Raw genomic sequence first — 16,199 nt, forward strand, 5'->3', positions numbered from 1 at the left:
CAATGGCCCGCGTCCCCGCCGCCAAGAGCACCGCCGAGACCACCACCGAGGGCACTGTCACGACCACCGCCACGACCACCGCGCTCCGCCGCACGCTGCACCGCGCCCTGCGCCGCACGGGAAAGACCCCCGGCGCCCTGGCCCGCTACTACCGCGCGCGCCGGGCGCAACCGCGACCGGTCACGGAGCTCACCCCCCAGCCCCACCCCTGGACCCGGGCCCTCGGCCTCGTCGCCGTCGTCCTCCTGGGCGCCTGGCTCGGCCTGCTGGTCGTCGGCAACGTACGGGCCCCGGTCGGCCCCATGAACACCACGATGACCCTGCGCCCCTCCCTCACCGGCGGCACGAAGATCAACGTGTCCCCGCTCGGCGCCCTGGAGCTGCACAGCCACGAGGCCCCCGTCCGCCTCGACGTGAACGTCGACCAGCTCGACCCGGTGCGCGCCCAGGCCCTGGTCGACCACCCCGAACGGATCTCCGGCCTCCAGGACGAGATCACCCAGGACGTCGAACACGGCACCCTCGACCTGGCCGTACGCTCCTGCGCCGCGGTCGTCTCCGGCGCCACGGCGCTCGGCCTCGCCGTCTACCGCCGCCCCCGCCGGGCCCTCGCGGCCGGCGGCCTGGCCCTCAGCCTCCTCGCCGCCTGTGGAGCCACCGCCTACGCCACCTGGAACCCCAAGTCGGTCCTGGAACCGAAGTTCTCCGGACTGCTCTCCTCGGCCCCCTCCCTGGTCGGCGACGCCCGCAGCATCGTCACCGAATTCGACGTCTACCAGAAGGAGTTGGCGCGCCTGGTGACCAACGTGACGAAGCTCTACGACGTCACGTCCACGCTCCCCGCATACCGGCCGGACCCGACCACCATCCGCGTCCTGCACGTCTCCGACATCCACCTCAACCCGGCGAGCTGGAAGATCATCGCGTCGCTGGTGCAGCAGTACGACGTCAACGTCATCGTCGACTCCGGCGACACCATGGACCACGGCACCGCGGCCGAGAACGGCTTCCTGGACCCGATCGCGGACCTGGGAGCCCCGTACGTCTGGGTCCGCGGCAACCACGACTCGCACGCCACCCAGCGCTATCTCGAGCGCATGAAGAACGTGCACGTCCTGGACGACGGCCGGGCGGTCACGGTGGCCGGGCTGCGCTTCGCCGGCATCGGCGACCCGCAGTTCACCCCCGACCGCGCCATCAAGGCGGCGGGCGACCCGGCGGAGGAGCTGGCGGGGGCGCGACTGGCGGCGGCCGTCAGCGACCAGCGGACGGCGGGCACCCCGGTCGACATCGCCGTCGCGCACGAGCCGGCGGCGGCCCGCGGGACGGACGGCGAGGTGCCGCTGGCCCTGGCGGGGCATCTGCACCACGCGTCGATGGAGGTCATGAAGTACGGCACGCGCCTGCGGGTCGAGGGGTCGACGGGCGGCAGCGGACTGCGCGCGGTCGAGGGCAAGTACCCGGACCCCATCGAGGCCTCGATCCTGTACTTGGACCGGGACACCCGTCGCCTCCAGGCCTGGGACGAGATCAAACTCGGCGGTCTGGGCCTGACGACGGCGGAGGTCAGCCGCCACCTGCCGAAGGAGAACACCCCCGGGGCGACCGGCTCCCCCACCCGCACGCCGAGTGGCCGGTGACCACGCCGGTGACCGCGCCGACGCCCCCGCCCGTGGCCACGAATGTGGCCCTCCACAGGCCCCCGGTAAACCGTTTTGGCGATCCCTCCCCCCATCCCATATGCTTCTCACGTCCCCGACGCGCTGAGAAGCGCCCAGGCGGGCCGATAGCCCTCATCGTCTAGCGGCCTAGGACGCCGCCCTTTCAAGGCGGTAGCACGGGTTCGAATCCCGTTGGGGGCACGCAACACCGTGTGCGACACTGTTTTACGCGTCGTACGCAACAGCTTGGTCCTGTGGAGCAGTTTGGAGTGCTCGCCACCCTGTCAAGGTGGAGGCCGCGGGTTCAAATCCCGTCAGGACCGCTGAGGTTTCTCCGGAGACCTCGTGGCTGGGTAGCTCAGTTGGTACGAGCGATCGCCTGAAAAGCGATAGGTCGCCGGTTCGACCCCGGCCCCAGCCACAACCCCGAAGGCCCCGTCCAGCAGGACGGGGCCTTCGTCGTGCCCTCATCCGTTCGACACCTCGACCTCGTTCGTTCGACGCCTCATCCGTTCGACCACCTCATCCGTTCGACTTGGCAGCGCCCGGGTCCGGCGCTACCTTCTGGCTGGCCGAGGCAGTGGCGGGGGAACGGGGCGGGGGAACCATGTCGAAGGGTCAGGGCGGGCCGCGGTCCGGCGAGGACAGCGACCTGGAGCGGGCACGCGCGCGGTACGGCCTGCTCGCCGTCGTCCTCAGCAACCTGGCGATCGTGGTGGTCACCGTCGTCGGCGTGTGGCAACTGGACGGCGACAAGTCGGTGATCGTCGGCGTACTGACCGCCTCCTTCACCGCGGTCAGCAGCATGACGACCGCCTACCTGGGCATCAAGGCCGTCTCGAACACCGCCAAGTCCCTCGCCCAGACCGAGGCCACCCGGCGCGACCGCCCCCAGCAGCCCCAGCTCCCCTCCCAGACAGCCGGCAGCTGAGCGCCCACGTCACGCGCGGAGCCGCAACGGACCCCCGCCCACGCACCGACCCCACCCCAGCCGCCCGGCCCGCGCACAAACCCGCAGCTCAGCCCCGCCTCCGCCGCCACGCACAAAAGCGTTCGCCAGTCATTTCGCCGAGGTGAGATCCTGGACCGCGTATGTCTACGCATCCTGCCCCCGTTCTCGGCGTCCTCGCCCCCCGTCTGGCCGAGCTGTCCCTGCGCGACGCGCACCGGCTCGGGCGCAGGCTCGAAGGCGCGCGCAAGATCCGCAAGCCCGAGGCCCGCGCCGCCGTACTCGCCGAGATCGAGGCGGAGGTCGCCAAGGGCGAGCAGCGGATGGCCGAGCGCCGCGGCCGCCTGCCCGGGATCACGTACCCGGAGCAGCTCCCGGTCAGCCAGAAGAAGGACGCGATCGCCGACGCCATTCGCGACCACCAGGTCGTGATCGTCGCCGGCGAGACCGGGTCCGGGAAGACGACCCAGATCCCCAAGATCTGTCTCGAGCTCGGACGTGGGGTCCGCGGCATGATCGGGCACACCCAGCCGAGACGGATCGCCGCCCGCACGGTCGCCGAGCGCGTCGCCGATGAGCTGGACACCCCGCTCGGCGAGGCCGTCGGCTGGAAGGTCCGCTTCACCGACCAGGTGAACCAGGACTCGACCTTCATCAAGCTCATGACGGACGGCATCCTGCTCGCCGAGATCCAGACGGACCGCGAGCTGCGCGCGTACGACACGATCATCATCGACGAGGCCCACGAGCGGTCCCTCAACATCGACTTCCTGCTCGGCTACCTCGCCCAGCTCCTCCCCAAGCGGCCCGACCTCAAGGTCGTCATCACCTCCGCGACCATCGACCCGGAGCGCTTCTCCCGGCACTTCGGCGAGGCGCCGATCGTCGAGGTCAGCGGACGTACGTACCCCGTGGAGGTGCGTTATCGCCCGCTGCTCGAAGAGGACGGCGACGACGCCGACCGCGACCAGATCACCGCGATCACGGAGGCCGTCGAGGAGCTGGCGGCGGAGGGCAAGGGCGACATCCTCGTCTTCCTCTCCGGTGAGCGGGAGATCCGGGACACCGCCGACGCGCTGACGAAGAAGAACTACCGGTTCACCGAGGTACTGCCCCTGTACGCCCGCCTCTCGCATGCCGAGCAGCACCGCGTCTTCCAGCCGCACACCGGCCGCAGGATCGTTCTGGCGACCAACGTCGCCGAGACCTCGCTCACCGTCCCGGGCATCAAGTACGTCATCGACCCGGGCACCGCCCGCATCTCCCGCTACAGCCACCGTACGAAGGTGCAGCGGCTGCCCATCGAAGCGATCTCCCAGGCCAGCGCCAACCAGCGCAAGGGCCGCTGCGGCCGTACGTCCGACGGCATCTGCATCCGCCTCTACAGCGAGGACGACTTCCTCGCCCGCCCGGAGTTCACGGACGCCGAGATCCTCCGTACGAACCTCGCCTCCGTCATCCTCCAGATGACCGCGGCCGGGCTCGGCGACATCGAGAAGTTCCCGTTCATCGATCCGCCGGACCACCGCAACATCCGCGACGGCGTCCAACTCCTCCAGGAACTGGGCGCGCTGGACCCGACGGAGAAGGACGTACGCAAGCGGCTCACGGAGACCGGCCGCAAGCTCGCCCAGCTGCCGGTGGACCCGCGCCTTGCCCGCATGGTCCTGGAGGCCGACAAGAACGGCTGTGTGCGCGAGGTCATGGTGATCGCCGCCGCGCTCTCCATCCAGGATCCGCGCGAGCGCCCCGCCGACAAGCAGGCCCAGGCCGACCAGCAGCACGCCCGCTTCAAGGACGAGACGTCCGACTTCCTCGCGTACCTCAACCTCTGGCGGTACGTACGCGAGCAGCAGAAGGAGCGCGGCTCGTCCTCCTTCCGGCGTATGTGCAAGCAGGAGTACCTGAACTTCCTGCGGATCCGTGAGTGGCAGGACATCTACTCGCAGCTGCGGACCGTCGCCAAGCAGATGGGCATCCATCTGAACGAGGACGACGCGCCCGAGCAGCACGTCCACATCTCCCTCCTCGCCGGACTCCTCTCCCACATCGGCATGAAGGACGTGAAGGAGACCGGAGGGGAGAGCGGGAGAAGCACCGGCAAGAACGAGTACGTGGGCGCCCGTAACGCCAAGTTCGCGATCTTCCCCGGCTCGGCCCTCTTCAAGAAGCCCCCGCGTTTCGTGATGTCCGCCGAGCTGGTCGAGACGTCGCGCCTGTGGGCGCGGGTCAACGCGAAGATCGAGCCCGAGTGGGTCGAGCCGCTGGCCGGCCATCTCCTCAAGCGCACGTACAGCGAGCCGCACTGGGAGAAGGACCAGGCGGCGGTGATGGCGTACGAGAAGGTCACGCTGTACGGCGTGCCGATCATCGCCCAGCGCAAGGTCAACTACGGGCGGATCGACCCGGAGGCGTCCCGCGAGCTGTTCATTCGCAACGCGCTCGTCGAGGGCGACTGGCGTACACACCACAAGTTCTTCGCCGACAACCGCAAGCTCCTCACCGAGGTCGAGGAGCTGGAGCACCGCGCCCGCCGCCGGGACATCCTGGTCGACGACGAGACGCTGTTCGACTTCTACGACCAGCGGGTGCCCGAACACGTGGTGTCCGGGGCGCACTTCGACTCCTGGTGGAAGCACAAGCGCCATGAGGAGCCCGAGCTTCTCGACTTCGAACGCTCGATGCTCATCAATGAGCGCGCCGGGGACGTCAGCAAGGACGACTATCCCGACTCGTGGCGCCAGGGACGGCTCAAGTTCAAGGTCACGTACCAGTTCGAGCCGGGCGCGGACGCCGACGGCGTCACCGTCCACGTCCCGCTCCAGGTCCTCAACCAGGTCACGGACGAGGGCTTCGACTGGCAGATCCCGGGGCTGCGGGGGGAGGTCGTGACGGAGCTGATCCGCTCCCTTCCGAAGCCGATCCGCCGGAACTACGTCCCGGCCCCGGACTTCGCGAAGGCCTTCCTCGACCGGGCGGCCCCCCTCCAGGAACCGCTCACGCTCACGCTGGCGCGCGAGCTGAAGCGCATGGTCGGCGTGCCGCTCACGGCCGACGACTTCGACTGGAGCAGGCTCCCCGACCACCTGAAGATCACCTTCCGGATCATCGACGAGCGGCGCCGCAAGCTGGCCGAGGACAAGGATCTCGAGGCGCTGAAGCTGCGGCTGAAGCCGAAGGCGCGCCAGGCGATCTCGCAGGCCGCCGCGGCGACGGCGGAGCGCACGGGCGGGGAGTCGCTGGAGCGCACGGGCCTGACGGACTGGACGATCGGCTCCCTCACCCGCGTCTTCGAGACCCGCCGCGCCGGCCAGCCGGTGAAGGCGTACCCGGCCCTGGTCGACGACGGACCGACGACGAACACGGTCTCCGTCCGTCTCTTCGACACGGAGGCCGAGCAGGCGCAAGCCATGTGGAAGGGCACGCGCCGGCTGATCCTCCGCAACATCCCGGTCAACCCGGCGAAGTTCGCGTCGGACAAGCTGACGAACGCGCAGAAGCTGGCGCTGTCGGCCAACCCGCACGGCTCGGTCCAGGCCCTGTTCGACGACTGCGCGATGGCGGCGGCGGACAAGCTGATCGGTGACTTCGGAGGTCCGGCCTGGGACGAGGAGTCGTACCGGAAGCTGTACGACAAGGTGCGTGCGGAGATCGTCGACACGACGGTGCGCACGGTCAACCAGGTGCAGCAGGTGCTCGCCGCCTGGCAGGCCTGTGAGCGCCGTCTGAAGGGCGTACGGAGTCCCACGCTGCTGGCGAACCTGACGGACGTACGCACGCAGCTGGACGCGCTCGTGAAGCCGGGGTTCGTCACGGCGACGGGGCTGCGGCGCCTTCCGGACCTCATGCGCTACCTGGTGGCGGCCGACCGCCGGTTGCAGCAGATGCCGACGGGCGTCCAGCGGGACACCAGCCGTATGGAGAAGGTCCACGAGATGCAGGACGAGTACGCGTGGCTGCTCGAGCAACTGCCGCAGGGCCGTCCGATCCCTTCGTCGGTCCTGGACATCCGCTGGATGATCGAGGAGCTCCGGGTGAGCTACTTCGCGCACGCGCTGGGCACGGCGTACCCGGTCTCGGACAAGCGCATCGTGAAGGCGATCGACGCGGCGGCCCCGTAACGTCCCCGGTACGGTGGGTGAGTTCGACCCGGGGCTCACCCTCCTGTAGAGTCTCTTCTCGCAGCGCAACGCACGAATAAGCGCCGCGAAACCTGGTCCTGTGGAGCAGTTTGGAGTGCTCGCCACCCTGTCAAGGTGGAGGCCGCGGGTTCAAATCCCGTCAGGACCGCATTGATCAGTCGGGCCCCGCATCCGGAACGGATGCGGGGCCCTTCTCATGCCGCCACTCCGCCCCGCCGCTTCCCGGCCCGCCCCGCCGCTTCCCGGGCCGGCGCCGCGTCTTGACGGCGTCACATTCCGCCGGTACTTCAGAAACCAGGGCCCTCGACCCTCGTGGGGCCGCTGGAGGTGACACATGGCGGTGTCCGCTAGGCACGAGACGCGAGCCCTGCTCCGCGCCCATCTGTCGGCCGCTTCCGGGTACCGCCATCTGACCCGGCACTGCCCGATCTGCCGCCAACTCCTGCGGCTGGCCATGGAACCCGCCCCGAACGGCGAGGACGGCCCCGAGACGGCCGCCGAGGAGGAGATCCTCTCCAAGGCGTGATCGACGCCCGTACGCGCCCCAGTCGGGCCACAGAAGCCCGCACACCCGCCCGCACACCCGCACGCCCGATCGCGTGCGTCCGCGCGCCTCCGTGAACGTACGCCCCCCAGACGTACGCTCCTTTAGCGCAGATCAGCAGGACGCAACAAGGACTGCGGCGTGTGACGGGAGTCACCGCATAAGTTTTGGAAAGTGCGGAACTTACACCTCACCTACAACAGGTCAATTTAATATGTGCAATTGCACCGCCCTCCGGGGTGTCCCCACAACAGATCCGACACCCCTCCCCAGACTCCGACAAGCCCGCTCACAGGACGTCCTGCCAGTCCGTCATCAGGGCACAAAAAAAATCGCGCTGGACCCGGCGGAGTCCAGCGCGATCGACGACGCACCCTTGTCGCTTGTGTAACTGGGTCGGGCGTGGGCCCTGTTGGGGCAGAACCCGCGTCGCTTGGAGCTTTGGTCGGGCGTCGCACCAGGTTGGGGGACCTGGTGAAATGCCCCGTTATTCAGTTGTTCAGGCCTCGCTGCGCTGCTGCGGGATGCCCGCGAGCAGTGCGCGGACCTCTGCTTCGCGGTAGCGGCGGTGCCCGCCGAGCGTGCGGATCGAAGTGAGCTTTCCGGCCTTCGCCCACCGCGTGACCGTCTTGGGGTCGACACGGAACATGGTGGCGACCTCAGCCGGGGTCAGCAGCGGCTCGGCATCAGGGGTGCGAGCGGTCATGAGCGGCCTCCTCGGGAGAACCGAACCTTCTCGGTTCTTTCCTCTAAATTCTGCACCTTGACCCGCGTTGCCCGAAATGGCGGACGCGAGTCGAGTCGGTTATAGGACGAACGGCTTGTCCTCGGCACTACAACTACACCATCCGTCCAGCCGCGTAGGCCAAACCGATGGAATTGCCCTCCCAGGTGTTCATCAGCGACGGAAGCCGATGGACCATGCCATAGCGGACAGTCACGCCACTGTGACGATCAGTCACAGGGCGATCAGGAGTCCTAAGACCCCCCATAGCGTGCAATGCTGAGATTCCACCCATAAGTAGGCAGAGGGAGCTTCCCCCGGACTCCTTGTCCTATTTTGGCATGAGGAGGGGCCTACGAGGCAAGACCCACGTAAGTGCGTTCCGTCACGCTTGGGACAAAAGCCCGGATCGGGACCTACGTCCCACCCCACCGAAACTTCGGTACGTCAACCATGGGCCAAGGGTTGCGACTTCACCATGGCTCAGAGGTCACGATTCGTAGAATTCCGGCGCACACGTCACACGCCACCCGTCACGGGCAGGCCGCACCCCGGCCGTGGGTCACACGTCACCCGCCCGGCTCAGTTCGCCGAGCGCCGGTCCCGTACCGACCGCCAGCGCTCCACCAGCCGGCCGTACGCCTCGCCCGCCGCGGCCCCGTCCCCGATGCGCAGCGCCTCGATGCCCGCCGCGACGTCCGCCGCCGAGTGGTCCCCGTCGAGGTGCCCGGCCGGCAGGACATGCACGAGCCCCCCGTAGTCCAGCTCGACCAGTGAGCGCGGGTGGAACTCCTCCAGCCACCGGCCGACGTCCAGCAGACCGTCGATGAGCGGACCCTCGTCGATCGTGTCCTTGAGGGTCCTCAGGCCCCGCGCCACCCGCCGCCGCGCCTGCACCATCGGCGTCCGGTAGCGCAGCACCGGCGGCACCTCGCCCGCCCCCTTCTCGTACTTCCGCTCCTCGTCGGAGACCAGGACGAACCAGTTCAGCGGCACCTGCCAGGTCGACGTGCGGATCCACGGCCGTGCGTCGGGGTTGCGGGCCAGCCAGCGCTCGTAGTCCTGGGCGGCCTGACGGCGTACGAGCGGCGGCAGAACCGCGTCGAGGACCGGTGCCGGAAACTCCTCCGCCAGCTCCCCCAGGGCCTGCCAGCCGCGCAGCCGGGTGCGCCAGGGGCAGACGCAGACCACGCCCTCGACGTCGAGGACGAACGCGTCACCGCTCTCGTGGACGGGCACCGGGATGGGTGGGGTGGGCAGCAGGTCGGCCAGGGACCGCCGCAGCTCGTCCTGGTAGGAGGGGCGCTCCCGACGCCGCGCGTAGCGCGCCCAGTGGCCGCGCTCCGGCTCCGGGAAGGCCGCCAGCGGCTCGTACACGCGCAGGTACGACGCGTACGGGACGATCACCGAGGACACCTTCTTGGGCACGCCTGCTCCCTCCCCCACGGACCCGGCACGAAACCGTCCGCTCCCTGGCCGAGGGAGCGGGAAACCGCTGCAAATCGTCCCACGTCCCGCCCGGACGTACTCCGGAGGAGGGTGATCCTGAGCACGGCGCGGTTGGCAGGCGCATACACGCTCTACCCTCGTGCCACGAGGCCCGCCACCCGTACGGGACTCACCCCTTCAACCGCCGCTACCTGGGAGTCACCACCGTGACCGATGTATCCGACGGCGTCCTGCACACCCTGTTCCGCTCGGACCAGGGGGGGCATGAGCAAGTCGTGCTCTGCCAGGACCGGGCCACTGGTCTCAAGGCCGTCATCGCCATCCACTCCACCGCCCTGGGCCCCGCCCTCGGCGGTACGCGCTTCTACCCGTACGCGAGCGAGGAGGAGGCCGTCGCCGACGCGCTGAACCTCGCGCGCGGGATGTCGTACAAGAACGCCATGGCCGGCCTCGACCACGGCGGCGGCAAGGCCGTCATCATCGGTGACCCCGAGCGGATCAAGACCGAGGAGCTGCTGCTGGCCTACGGCCGGTTCGTGGCCTCGCTCGGCGGGCGGTACGTCACCGCGTGCGACGTCGGTACGTACGTCGCCGACATGGACGTCGTGGCGCGCGAGTGCCGCTGGACGACCGGGCGCTCCCCGGAGAACGGCGGCGCGGGCGACTCCTCCGTGCTGACCGCCTTCGGTGTCTTCCAGGGCATGCGGGCCTCCGCCCAGCACCTGTGGGGCGACCCGACGCTGCGCGGCCGCAAGGTGGGCATCGCGGGCGTCGGCAAGGTCGGCCGCCACCTGGTGCGGCACCTGCTGGACGACGGCGCGGAGGTCGTGATCACGGACGTGCGGACCGACTCCGTACAGCGGATCCTCGACCAGCACCCGACGGGCGTCACGGCCGTCGCGGACACCGACGCGCTGATCCGGGTGGACGGGCTCGACATCTACGCCCCGTGCGCGCTCGGCGGGGCCCTGAACGACGACTCCGTCACGGTGCTCACCGCGAAGATCGTGTGCGGCGCGGCCAACAACCAGCTCGCCCACACGGGCGTCGAGAAGGACCTCGCCGACCGCGGGATCCTCTACGCGCCGGACTACGTGGTGAACGCGGGCGGGGTCATCCAGGTCGCCGACGAGCTGCACGGCTTCGACTTCGACCGGTGCAAGGCGAAGGCCGCGAAGATCTTCGACACCACGCTGGCCATATTCGCACGTGCGAAGGAAGACGGCATTCCGCCGGCCGCCGCGGCCGACCGGATTGCCGAGCAGCGCATGGCGGAGGCCCGCCGGGGCTGATCGCGGGCCGCCGGTACGCCCTTGTCAGGGACTCGCCGACGGGCGCGGGGAGAGAACTCTCACGTCGGTCGGCGGGTCGGGCGCCAAGAAGAGGTTAAAATCGCGGTTGACCAGCGGGGAAAGGGCACCTCGCGGGTTCTGGGCATCGGCACGTGCTGCGGGCGACGTACCGTATGGGCGTGGGCTCAGGTACCGTGGAAGCCCTACGGACCGGTCTCTCCACGGAGAGCCCGTTCCAGATCATGAACGCGTGTCAAGACTCTGGGGCCGTCGAGCCCCGTATCTGAGGGGGTCGAGCCATGGGGCGCGGCCGGGCAAAGGCCAAGCAGACGAAGGTCGCCCGCCAGCTGAAGTACAGCAGCGGCGGGACTGACCTCTCGCGTCTGGCCAATGAGCTGGGCGCTTCGACTTCGAGCCAGCCGCCGAACGGCGAGCCGTTCGAGGACGACGACGAAGAAGACGACCCGTACGCTCAGTACGCGGATCTTTACAACGACGACGAGGACGAGGACGACGAGTCCGGTCCCACGTCGCAACGCCGCGGCGCTTGACCGCGCGGCCTTCGCAGTTCTCATAGCGACTGCACCTCACCCGGTCCGGGGCCTCTGCGCCGGACCGGGTTTCGTGCTGCCCTGCTTCGTGACTGCTTCCTGCCTTGCTTCGCGGCGCCTTTTTCCGCCGGCGCTGCGGTTCGCGCGTCAGTTCGCGTACGAGCCGATGAGCGCCGCGCCCGTCTCGTGGTCGCCGCGGTCGGTGATCTCACCGGCGACCCAGGCGTTCACACCGCGGTCCGCGAGGGTGGCGAGCGCGACGTCCGTGGACTCCTCGGGGAGGATCGCGATCATGCCGACGCCCATGTTCAGCGTCTTCTCCAGCTCCAGGCGCTCGACGTCGCCGGTCCTGCCGACCAGGTCGAAGACCGGGTCCGGGGTCCAGGTCTCGCGGTCGACGACGGCGTGCAGGCCGTCCGGGACGACCCGGGCCAGGTTGGCCGCGAGGCCGCCACCGGTGATGTGCGAGAAGGCGTGCACCTCGGTGGTGCGGGTCAGCGCCAGGCAGTCCAGCGAGTAGATCTTGGTGGGTTCCAGGAGCTCCTCGCCGAGCGTGCGGCCGAACTCCTCGATGTGCTGGTCCAGGCTCAGCTTCGCCCGCTCGAAGAGGACATGCCGGACGAGTGAGTACCCGTTCGAGTGAAGCCCGGAGGCCGCCATGGCGATCACCGCGTCACCCTTACGGATACGATCCGCGCCGAGCAGGCGGTCGGCCTCCACGACGCCCGTACCCGCGCCCGCGACGTCGAAGTCGTCCGGACCGAGGAGGCCGGGGTGCTCGGCCGTCTCGCCGCCCACCAGGGCGCAGCCCGCGAGCACACAGCCCTCGGCGATGCCCTTCACGATGGCGGCGACACGCTCGGGGTGAACCTTGCCGACGCAGATGTAGTCGGTCATGAAGAGCGGCTCGGCGCCGCACACCACGATGTCGTCCATGACCATCGCGACGAGGTCGTGCCCGATGGTGTCGTACACACCGAGCTGCCGGGCGAGGTCCACCTTCGTGCCCACGCCGTCGGTGGCGGACGCGAGCAGCGGGCGCTCGAAGCGCTTGAGGGCGGAGGCGTCGAAGAGACCGGCGAAGCCGCCGAGGCCGCCGAGGACCTCGGGGCGCTGGGTCTTCTTCACCCACTCCTTCATCAGCTCTACGGCGCGGTCACCCGCTTCGATGTCGACGCCCGCGGACGCGTAGCTGGCACCGGTGCCAGGGGACGGAGTCCCCTGATCGAAAACAGCAGACATTGCCTGGGATCTTTCGGGTTGGTGAGGGGGCCTCAGGGGCGACGGATCGCGTCGGCCGCGGCCGTGGCGGCGGGACCCGCCGCCAGCTCGGTCTCCAGAAGCTGCTTGCCCAGCAGTTCGGGGTCGGGGAGATCCATCGGGTACTCGCCGTCGAAGCAGGCCCGGCAGAGGTTGGGCTTGGCGATCGTGGTCGCCTCGATCATGCCGTCGATGGAGATGTACGAGAGGGAGTCGGCGCCCAGCGAGGTACCGATCTCCTCGATCGTCATGCCGTTGGCGATCAGCTCGGCACGGGTGGCGAAGTCGATGCCGAAGAAGCAGGGCCACTTCACGGGGGGCGAGGAAATCCGGATGTGGACTTCCGCCGCACCCGCTTCGCGGAGCATCCGCACCAGCGCGCGCTGGGTGTTGCCGCGCACGATCGAGTCGTCGACGACGACCAGGCGCTTGCCCTTGATGACTTCCTTGAGCGGGTTCAGCTTGAGGCGGATGCCGAGCTGGCGGATCGTCTGCGAGGGCTGGATGAAGGTCCGGCCGACATACGCGTTCTTCACCAGGCCGGCGCCGAACGGAATGCCGGAGGCCTCCGCGTAACCGATCGCGGCGGGGGTGCCGGACTCCGGCGTCGCTATCACCAGGTCGGCCTCGGCGGGCGCCTCCTTGGCGAGGCGACGGCCCATCTCGACCCGGCTGAGGTACACGTTGCGGCCGGCGATGTCCGTGTCGGGACGGGCCAGGTACACGTACTCGAAGACACAGCCCTTGGGCTTCGCTTCCGCGAATCGGGAGCTGCGAAGGCCGTTCTCGTCGATGGCGACGAACTCGCCCGGCTCGATCTCGCGGACGTAGCTGGCGCCGCAGATGTCGAGGGCGGCGGACTCCGAGGCGATGACCCAGCCGCGCTCGAGGCGGCCGAGGACCAACGGGCGGATGCCCTGCGGGTCGCGGGCCGCGTAGAGGGTGTGCTCGTTCATGAAGACGAGGCTGAAGGCGCCCTGGACCTGCGGGAGGACCTTGGCGGCCGCCTCCTCGATGGTCAGCGGCTGGCCCTCGTCGTCCCGCTGGCCCGCGAGGAGCGCGGTGACGAGGTCCGTGTCGTTGGTGGCCGCGACCTTCGGGGAGCGCCCGTTCTCCTTGGGGAGGTCGGCGACCATCTCGGCGAGCTGCGCCGTGTTGACCAGGTTGCCGTTGTGCCCGAGCGCGATCGAACCGTGCGCGGTGGCGCGGAACGTCGGCTGGGCGTTCTCCCAGACGGAGGCACCGGTGGTCGAGTAGCGGGCGTGACCGACCGCGATATGACCCTGGAGCGAACCGAGAGAGGTCTCGTCGAAGACCTGGGACACGAGACCCATGTCCTTGAAGACGAGGATCTGGGAGCCATTGCTGACCGCGATACCCGCGGATTCCTGGCCCCGATGCTGGAGGGCGTAGAGCCCGAAGTAAGTGAGCTTGGCGACCTCTTCGCCCGGAGCCCAGACACCGAAGACGCCACAAGCGTCCTGGGGGCCTTTCTCACCGGGGAGCAGATCATGATTGAGTCGACCGTCACCACGTGGCACGCCACCGAGTGTAGGCGAGATCGTGCACCGTTCCGAATCCGGTGCGTTCTGCAACCAGTTGTCCGGACATCGGGGTGGACTGGGGTCACCTGTCGGCGATCGCTCCGATACCCTCGCCGTTTTCGCTGGTCAGCGTGATGGCGCGGTGGTCGATGCGGTAGCTCACCGTGCTGTCGAACAGCTTCAGCAGGCTTTTCTCGGTCGTCATGAGTGAGCCGGAGCACATCTGGCGGGTGGTGCGGGGGGCGCCGAGGGTGATGTGACTGCCGCGTACGGTGGCCATGGCGGAGACGCGGTTGCAGCCGAGGCTGCCGCTGACGGTGCCGACCTCCTTGTCGCCGCGCTCCTTTTCGCCGCTCTTCTTGTCGCCGCTCTCGCTCTTCTTGGTGAAGGTGAGCCAGGCCTTGCCGTCGGCCGCCGCGGGGAGCGACTGGGCGACGTCGCCGCCGATCAGGGAGTTGACCGTCCACTTGGTGCCGTAGAGCGGGGCGTCCTTCTCCTCGGTGAGGTGGACGCGGTCGCCCTTGGCCGTGGTGAGCGTCAGCTTTCCCTGGCCGGCCTCGGCGGTGAGCGGGCCGGCGGCGAGGGCGCGGGCGAGGGTCGTCTCGAACTCCATCGGACGCTTCTCGCAGGCCATCTCGGTGCTGAGCGTTCTGCTCAGGGTGATGCGGTCGCCCTTGAAGGTCGCGGTCGAGTGGAAGCTGTTGCAGCCGTAGTTGCCCGTGGCCCGGCCGTCCTCGGCGATCTCCACATGGGCGCCGTCGGGTGCCTGGTGGGTGGTGCCGTTCACGGTCACGCTGTCCACGGTCCAGTGGACGCCGGTGACGGACGGTTCGGTGTCCGCGCCGACGGAGCTGCTGCCCGTACCGCCGCCCTTCTCATTGCCGCAGGCCACGGCCAGCGGGAGCAGGGTCAGGGCGGTGAGGGTCAAGGCCGGGAGTGTCAGTCGCTGCCTGTACATGCCGGTTGGACGGGGCGGGTGGGGTGATTGGTTCCGCTCCGGGCGGCCACGCGTGCTCGGGTCAGCTTGTGGCCAGCTCGTGTCAGCTTGTGGCCGGCTCGGGTCAGCTTGTGGCCGGCTGGTGGCCGGCTCGGGTCAACTCGTGACCGGCTCGGGTCAGCTCATGAGGGGGAGCAGTCCGCCCAGGTCGGCCCGCTCGCCGCTCGCGCTGACCTGGGCGTCGTCGAGCGCGGTCGTCCAGTCGAGGCGGCCTGTCGCGAGCCGGATCCAGGTGAGCGGGTCGGTCTCCACGACGTTCGGCGGGGTGCCGCGGGTGTGCCGGGGGCCTTCGACACACTGCACGACGGCGTACGGAGGGATGCGCACCTCGGTGGAGGCGCCGGGTGCCTTCACGGCCAGCGCGTCGGCGAGCAGCCGGGTGCAGGCGGCGAGGGCCTGGCGGTCGTACGGGATGTCGAGGCCGGGGACGGACCGGTTGAGGTCGTCGGTGTGGACGACGAGTTCGACGGTGCGGGTGACGAGGTAGTCGCCGAGGCTCATGGGGCCGGTGCCCGTCAGGAGCAAACGGGTGTCGGGGTGCGCGGCCAGCCGCTCGGTGAAACGCTGCTCGGTGACGGCGAGGAAGGCGTCCAGGTCCGGGTGACCGGCGGCCGGCTCGCGGCTCGTGTCGGCGATCGCTTCGGCGTTCACCGCGGTCACGAACGGCCAGTCCAGCAGCGTGACTTCCTGTTTCGGTGGCGCGGGCCTGTCGATGAACTTGTTGACGGCCTCGATGGCCATCGTGGTGTGCGCGGCCAACTCCCGCACATTCCAGTCCCCGAGGTGCGTGGGCCGCGCCAACTGCTCGTCGTCAAGGGCCCTTACGCCCTCTCGTACGTTCCCGAACTGGGCCAGTACCGCCGCCCGGATCCTGGCGGGGTCGTAGGTGCGGGTGCGCTTCTTGGCCGGGGGCATGATCCTCAGCCTAGGCCCTGACCGCGTATCCGCTCAGGCCCTTCTTGGGTGGCGACCAGGAGATCATGCACCTGACGAGCGAACGGCTCCGGGTTCAACCGAGGGGTCGCGCCTCGCCCATCTCCAGGAACTGACGGCGTACGGCGTCCACGGCGGAGTACGGGCGAAGGC

At 69.3% G+C, this 16,199-nt stretch carries 12 protein-coding genes and 4 tRNA genes; 10 read left to right on the top strand and 6 right to left on the bottom strand.

What is annotated here, in order from left to right; genetic code table 11:
• Positions 1-2: 2 nt before the first annotated feature.
• From SAVERM_RS21290 to SAVERM_RS21325, 8 genes are all read left to right on the top strand, one after another.
• Entirely contained in the window at positions 3-1,640 is a 1,638-nt protein-coding gene (locus SAVERM_RS21290; RefSeq protein WP_010985555.1) for a metallophosphoesterase family protein, read from the top strand.
• Between the two features lie 149 nt (positions 1,641-1,789).
• A tRNA-Glu gene (locus SAVERM_RS21295) sits at positions 1,790-1,862 on the top strand.
• A 47-nt stretch (positions 1,863-1,909) separates the two neighbouring features.
• Positions 1,910-1,984: transfer RNA gene (locus SAVERM_RS21300), tRNA-Asp, on the top strand.
• 24 nt (positions 1,985-2,008) lie between these two features.
• Positions 2,009-2,082: transfer RNA gene (locus tag SAVERM_RS21305), tRNA-Phe, on the top strand.
• 186 nt (positions 2,083-2,268) lie between these two features.
• On the top strand, positions 2,269-2,592 hold the full coding sequence (locus SAVERM_RS21310) for a hypothetical protein (protein ID WP_010985556.1): 324 nt from the start codon (positions 2,269-2,271) through the stop codon (positions 2,590-2,592).
• 161 nt (positions 2,593-2,753) lie between these two features.
• On the top strand, positions 2,754-6,731 hold the full coding sequence (gene hrpA / locus SAVERM_RS21315; RefSeq protein WP_010985557.1) for an ATP-dependent RNA helicase HrpA: 3,978 nt from the start codon (positions 2,754-2,756) through the stop codon (positions 6,729-6,731).
• 94 nt (positions 6,732-6,825) lie between these two features.
• A tRNA-Asp gene (locus SAVERM_RS21320) sits at positions 6,826-6,900 on the top strand.
• Between the two features lie 186 nt (positions 6,901-7,086).
• Positions 7,087-7,278: a DUF6274 family protein gene (locus SAVERM_RS21325; RefSeq protein ID WP_010985558.1), complete on the top strand. Its 192-nt coding sequence runs from the start codon at positions 7,087-7,089 to the stop codon at positions 7,276-7,278.
• A gap of 517 nt (positions 7,279-7,795) precedes the next feature.
• Here the strand turns inward: SAVERM_RS21325 and bldC are convergent.
• Together bldC and SAVERM_RS21335 are read right to left on the bottom strand one after the other, a co-directional pair.
• Positions 7,796-8,002, bottom strand: a complete 207-nt coding sequence (gene bldC / locus SAVERM_RS21330; protein WP_003949541.1) for a developmental transcriptional regulator BldC — start codon at positions 8,000-8,002, stop codon at positions 7,796-7,798.
• A gap of 600 nt (positions 8,003-8,602) precedes the next feature.
• The gene (locus tag SAVERM_RS21335; RefSeq protein WP_010985559.1) at positions 8,603-9,448 is read right to left on the bottom strand and encodes a DUF8083 family protein; all 846 of its coding nucleotides are present in this window, start codon (positions 9,446-9,448) and stop codon (positions 8,603-8,605) included.
• Between the two features lie 227 nt (positions 9,449-9,675).
• Between SAVERM_RS21335 and SAVERM_RS21340 the strand changes: the two genes are divergently transcribed.
• Together SAVERM_RS21340 and SAVERM_RS21345 are read left to right on the top strand one after the other, a co-directional pair.
• Positions 9,676-10,761 (top strand): Leu/Phe/Val dehydrogenase, encoded by a 1,086-nt coding sequence (locus SAVERM_RS21340; protein WP_010985560.1) that lies wholly within the window; start codon positions 9,676-9,678, stop codon positions 10,759-10,761.
• A gap of 299 nt (positions 10,762-11,060) precedes the next feature.
• Positions 11,061-11,312: a DUF3073 domain-containing protein gene (locus SAVERM_RS21345; RefSeq protein WP_010985561.1), complete on the top strand. Its 252-nt coding sequence runs from the start codon at positions 11,061-11,063 to the stop codon at positions 11,310-11,312.
• 147 nt (positions 11,313-11,459) lie between these two features.
• Here SAVERM_RS21345 and purM read toward each other — a convergent pair whose 3' ends face one another.
• From purM to SAVERM_RS21365, 4 genes are all read right to left on the bottom strand, one after another.
• The gene (gene purM / locus SAVERM_RS21350) at positions 11,460-12,554 is read right to left on the bottom strand and encodes a phosphoribosylformylglycinamidine cyclo-ligase (RefSeq protein WP_010985562.1); all 1,095 of its coding nucleotides are present in this window, start codon (positions 12,552-12,554) and stop codon (positions 11,460-11,462) included.
• 32 nt (positions 12,555-12,586) lie between these two features.
• Positions 12,587-14,113 carry an amidophosphoribosyltransferase gene (purF, locus tag SAVERM_RS21355; protein WP_037647620.1) on the bottom strand — a complete coding sequence of 509 codons (1,527 nt, stop codon included), beginning with the start codon at positions 14,111-14,113 and terminating at the stop codon, positions 12,587-12,589.
• A gap of 85 nt (positions 14,114-14,198) precedes the next feature.
• Complete coding sequence (locus tag SAVERM_RS21360) at positions 14,199-15,074, bottom strand: META domain-containing protein (RefSeq protein ID WP_010985564.1); 876 nt, start codon at positions 15,072-15,074, stop codon at positions 14,199-14,201.
• 156 nt (positions 15,075-15,230) lie between these two features.
• Positions 15,231-16,028, bottom strand: a complete 798-nt coding sequence (locus SAVERM_RS21365; protein ID WP_010985565.1) for a maleylpyruvate isomerase family mycothiol-dependent enzyme — start codon at positions 16,026-16,028, stop codon at positions 15,231-15,233.
• Positions 16,029-16,199 lie beyond the last annotated feature (171 nt).

It is taken from the genome of Streptomyces avermitilis MA-4680 = NBRC 14893 (genome assembly GCF_000009765.2).
Classification (GTDB): Bacteria; Actinomycetota; Actinomycetes; order Streptomycetales; family Streptomycetaceae; genus Streptomyces; species Streptomyces avermitilis.

Excerpts from the sequence above, each read along its gene's own strand:
- SAVERM_RS21360 (WP_010985564.1), bottom strand. The coding sequence starts at position 15,074 with ATGTACAGGCAGCGACTGACACTCCCGGCCTTGACCCTCACCGCCCTG.
- SAVERM_RS21310 (WP_010985556.1), top strand. The coding sequence starts at position 2,269 with ATGTCGAAGGGTCAGGGCGGGCCGCGGTCCGGCGAGGACAGCGACCTG.
- purM (WP_010985562.1), bottom strand. The coding sequence starts at position 12,554 with ATGTCTGCTGTTTTCGATCAGGGGACTCCGTCCCCTGGCACCGGTGCC.
- SAVERM_RS21365 (WP_010985565.1), bottom strand. The coding sequence starts at position 16,028 with ATGCCCCCGGCCAAGAAGCGCACCCGCACCTACGACCCCGCCAGGATC.
- SAVERM_RS21290 (WP_010985555.1), top strand. The coding sequence starts at position 3 with ATGGCCCGCGTCCCCGCCGCCAAGAGCACCGCCGAGACCACCACCGAG.
- bldC (WP_003949541.1), bottom strand. The coding sequence starts at position 8,002 with ATGACCGCTCGCACCCCTGATGCCGAGCCGCTGCTGACCCCGGCTGAG.
- SAVERM_RS21345 (WP_010985561.1), top strand. The coding sequence starts at position 11,061 with ATGGGGCGCGGCCGGGCAAAGGCCAAGCAGACGAAGGTCGCCCGCCAG.
- SAVERM_RS21325 (WP_010985558.1), top strand. The coding sequence starts at position 7,087 with ATGGCGGTGTCCGCTAGGCACGAGACGCGAGCCCTGCTCCGCGCCCAT.
- hrpA (WP_010985557.1), top strand. The coding sequence starts at position 2,754 with ATGTCTACGCATCCTGCCCCCGTTCTCGGCGTCCTCGCCCCCCGTCTG.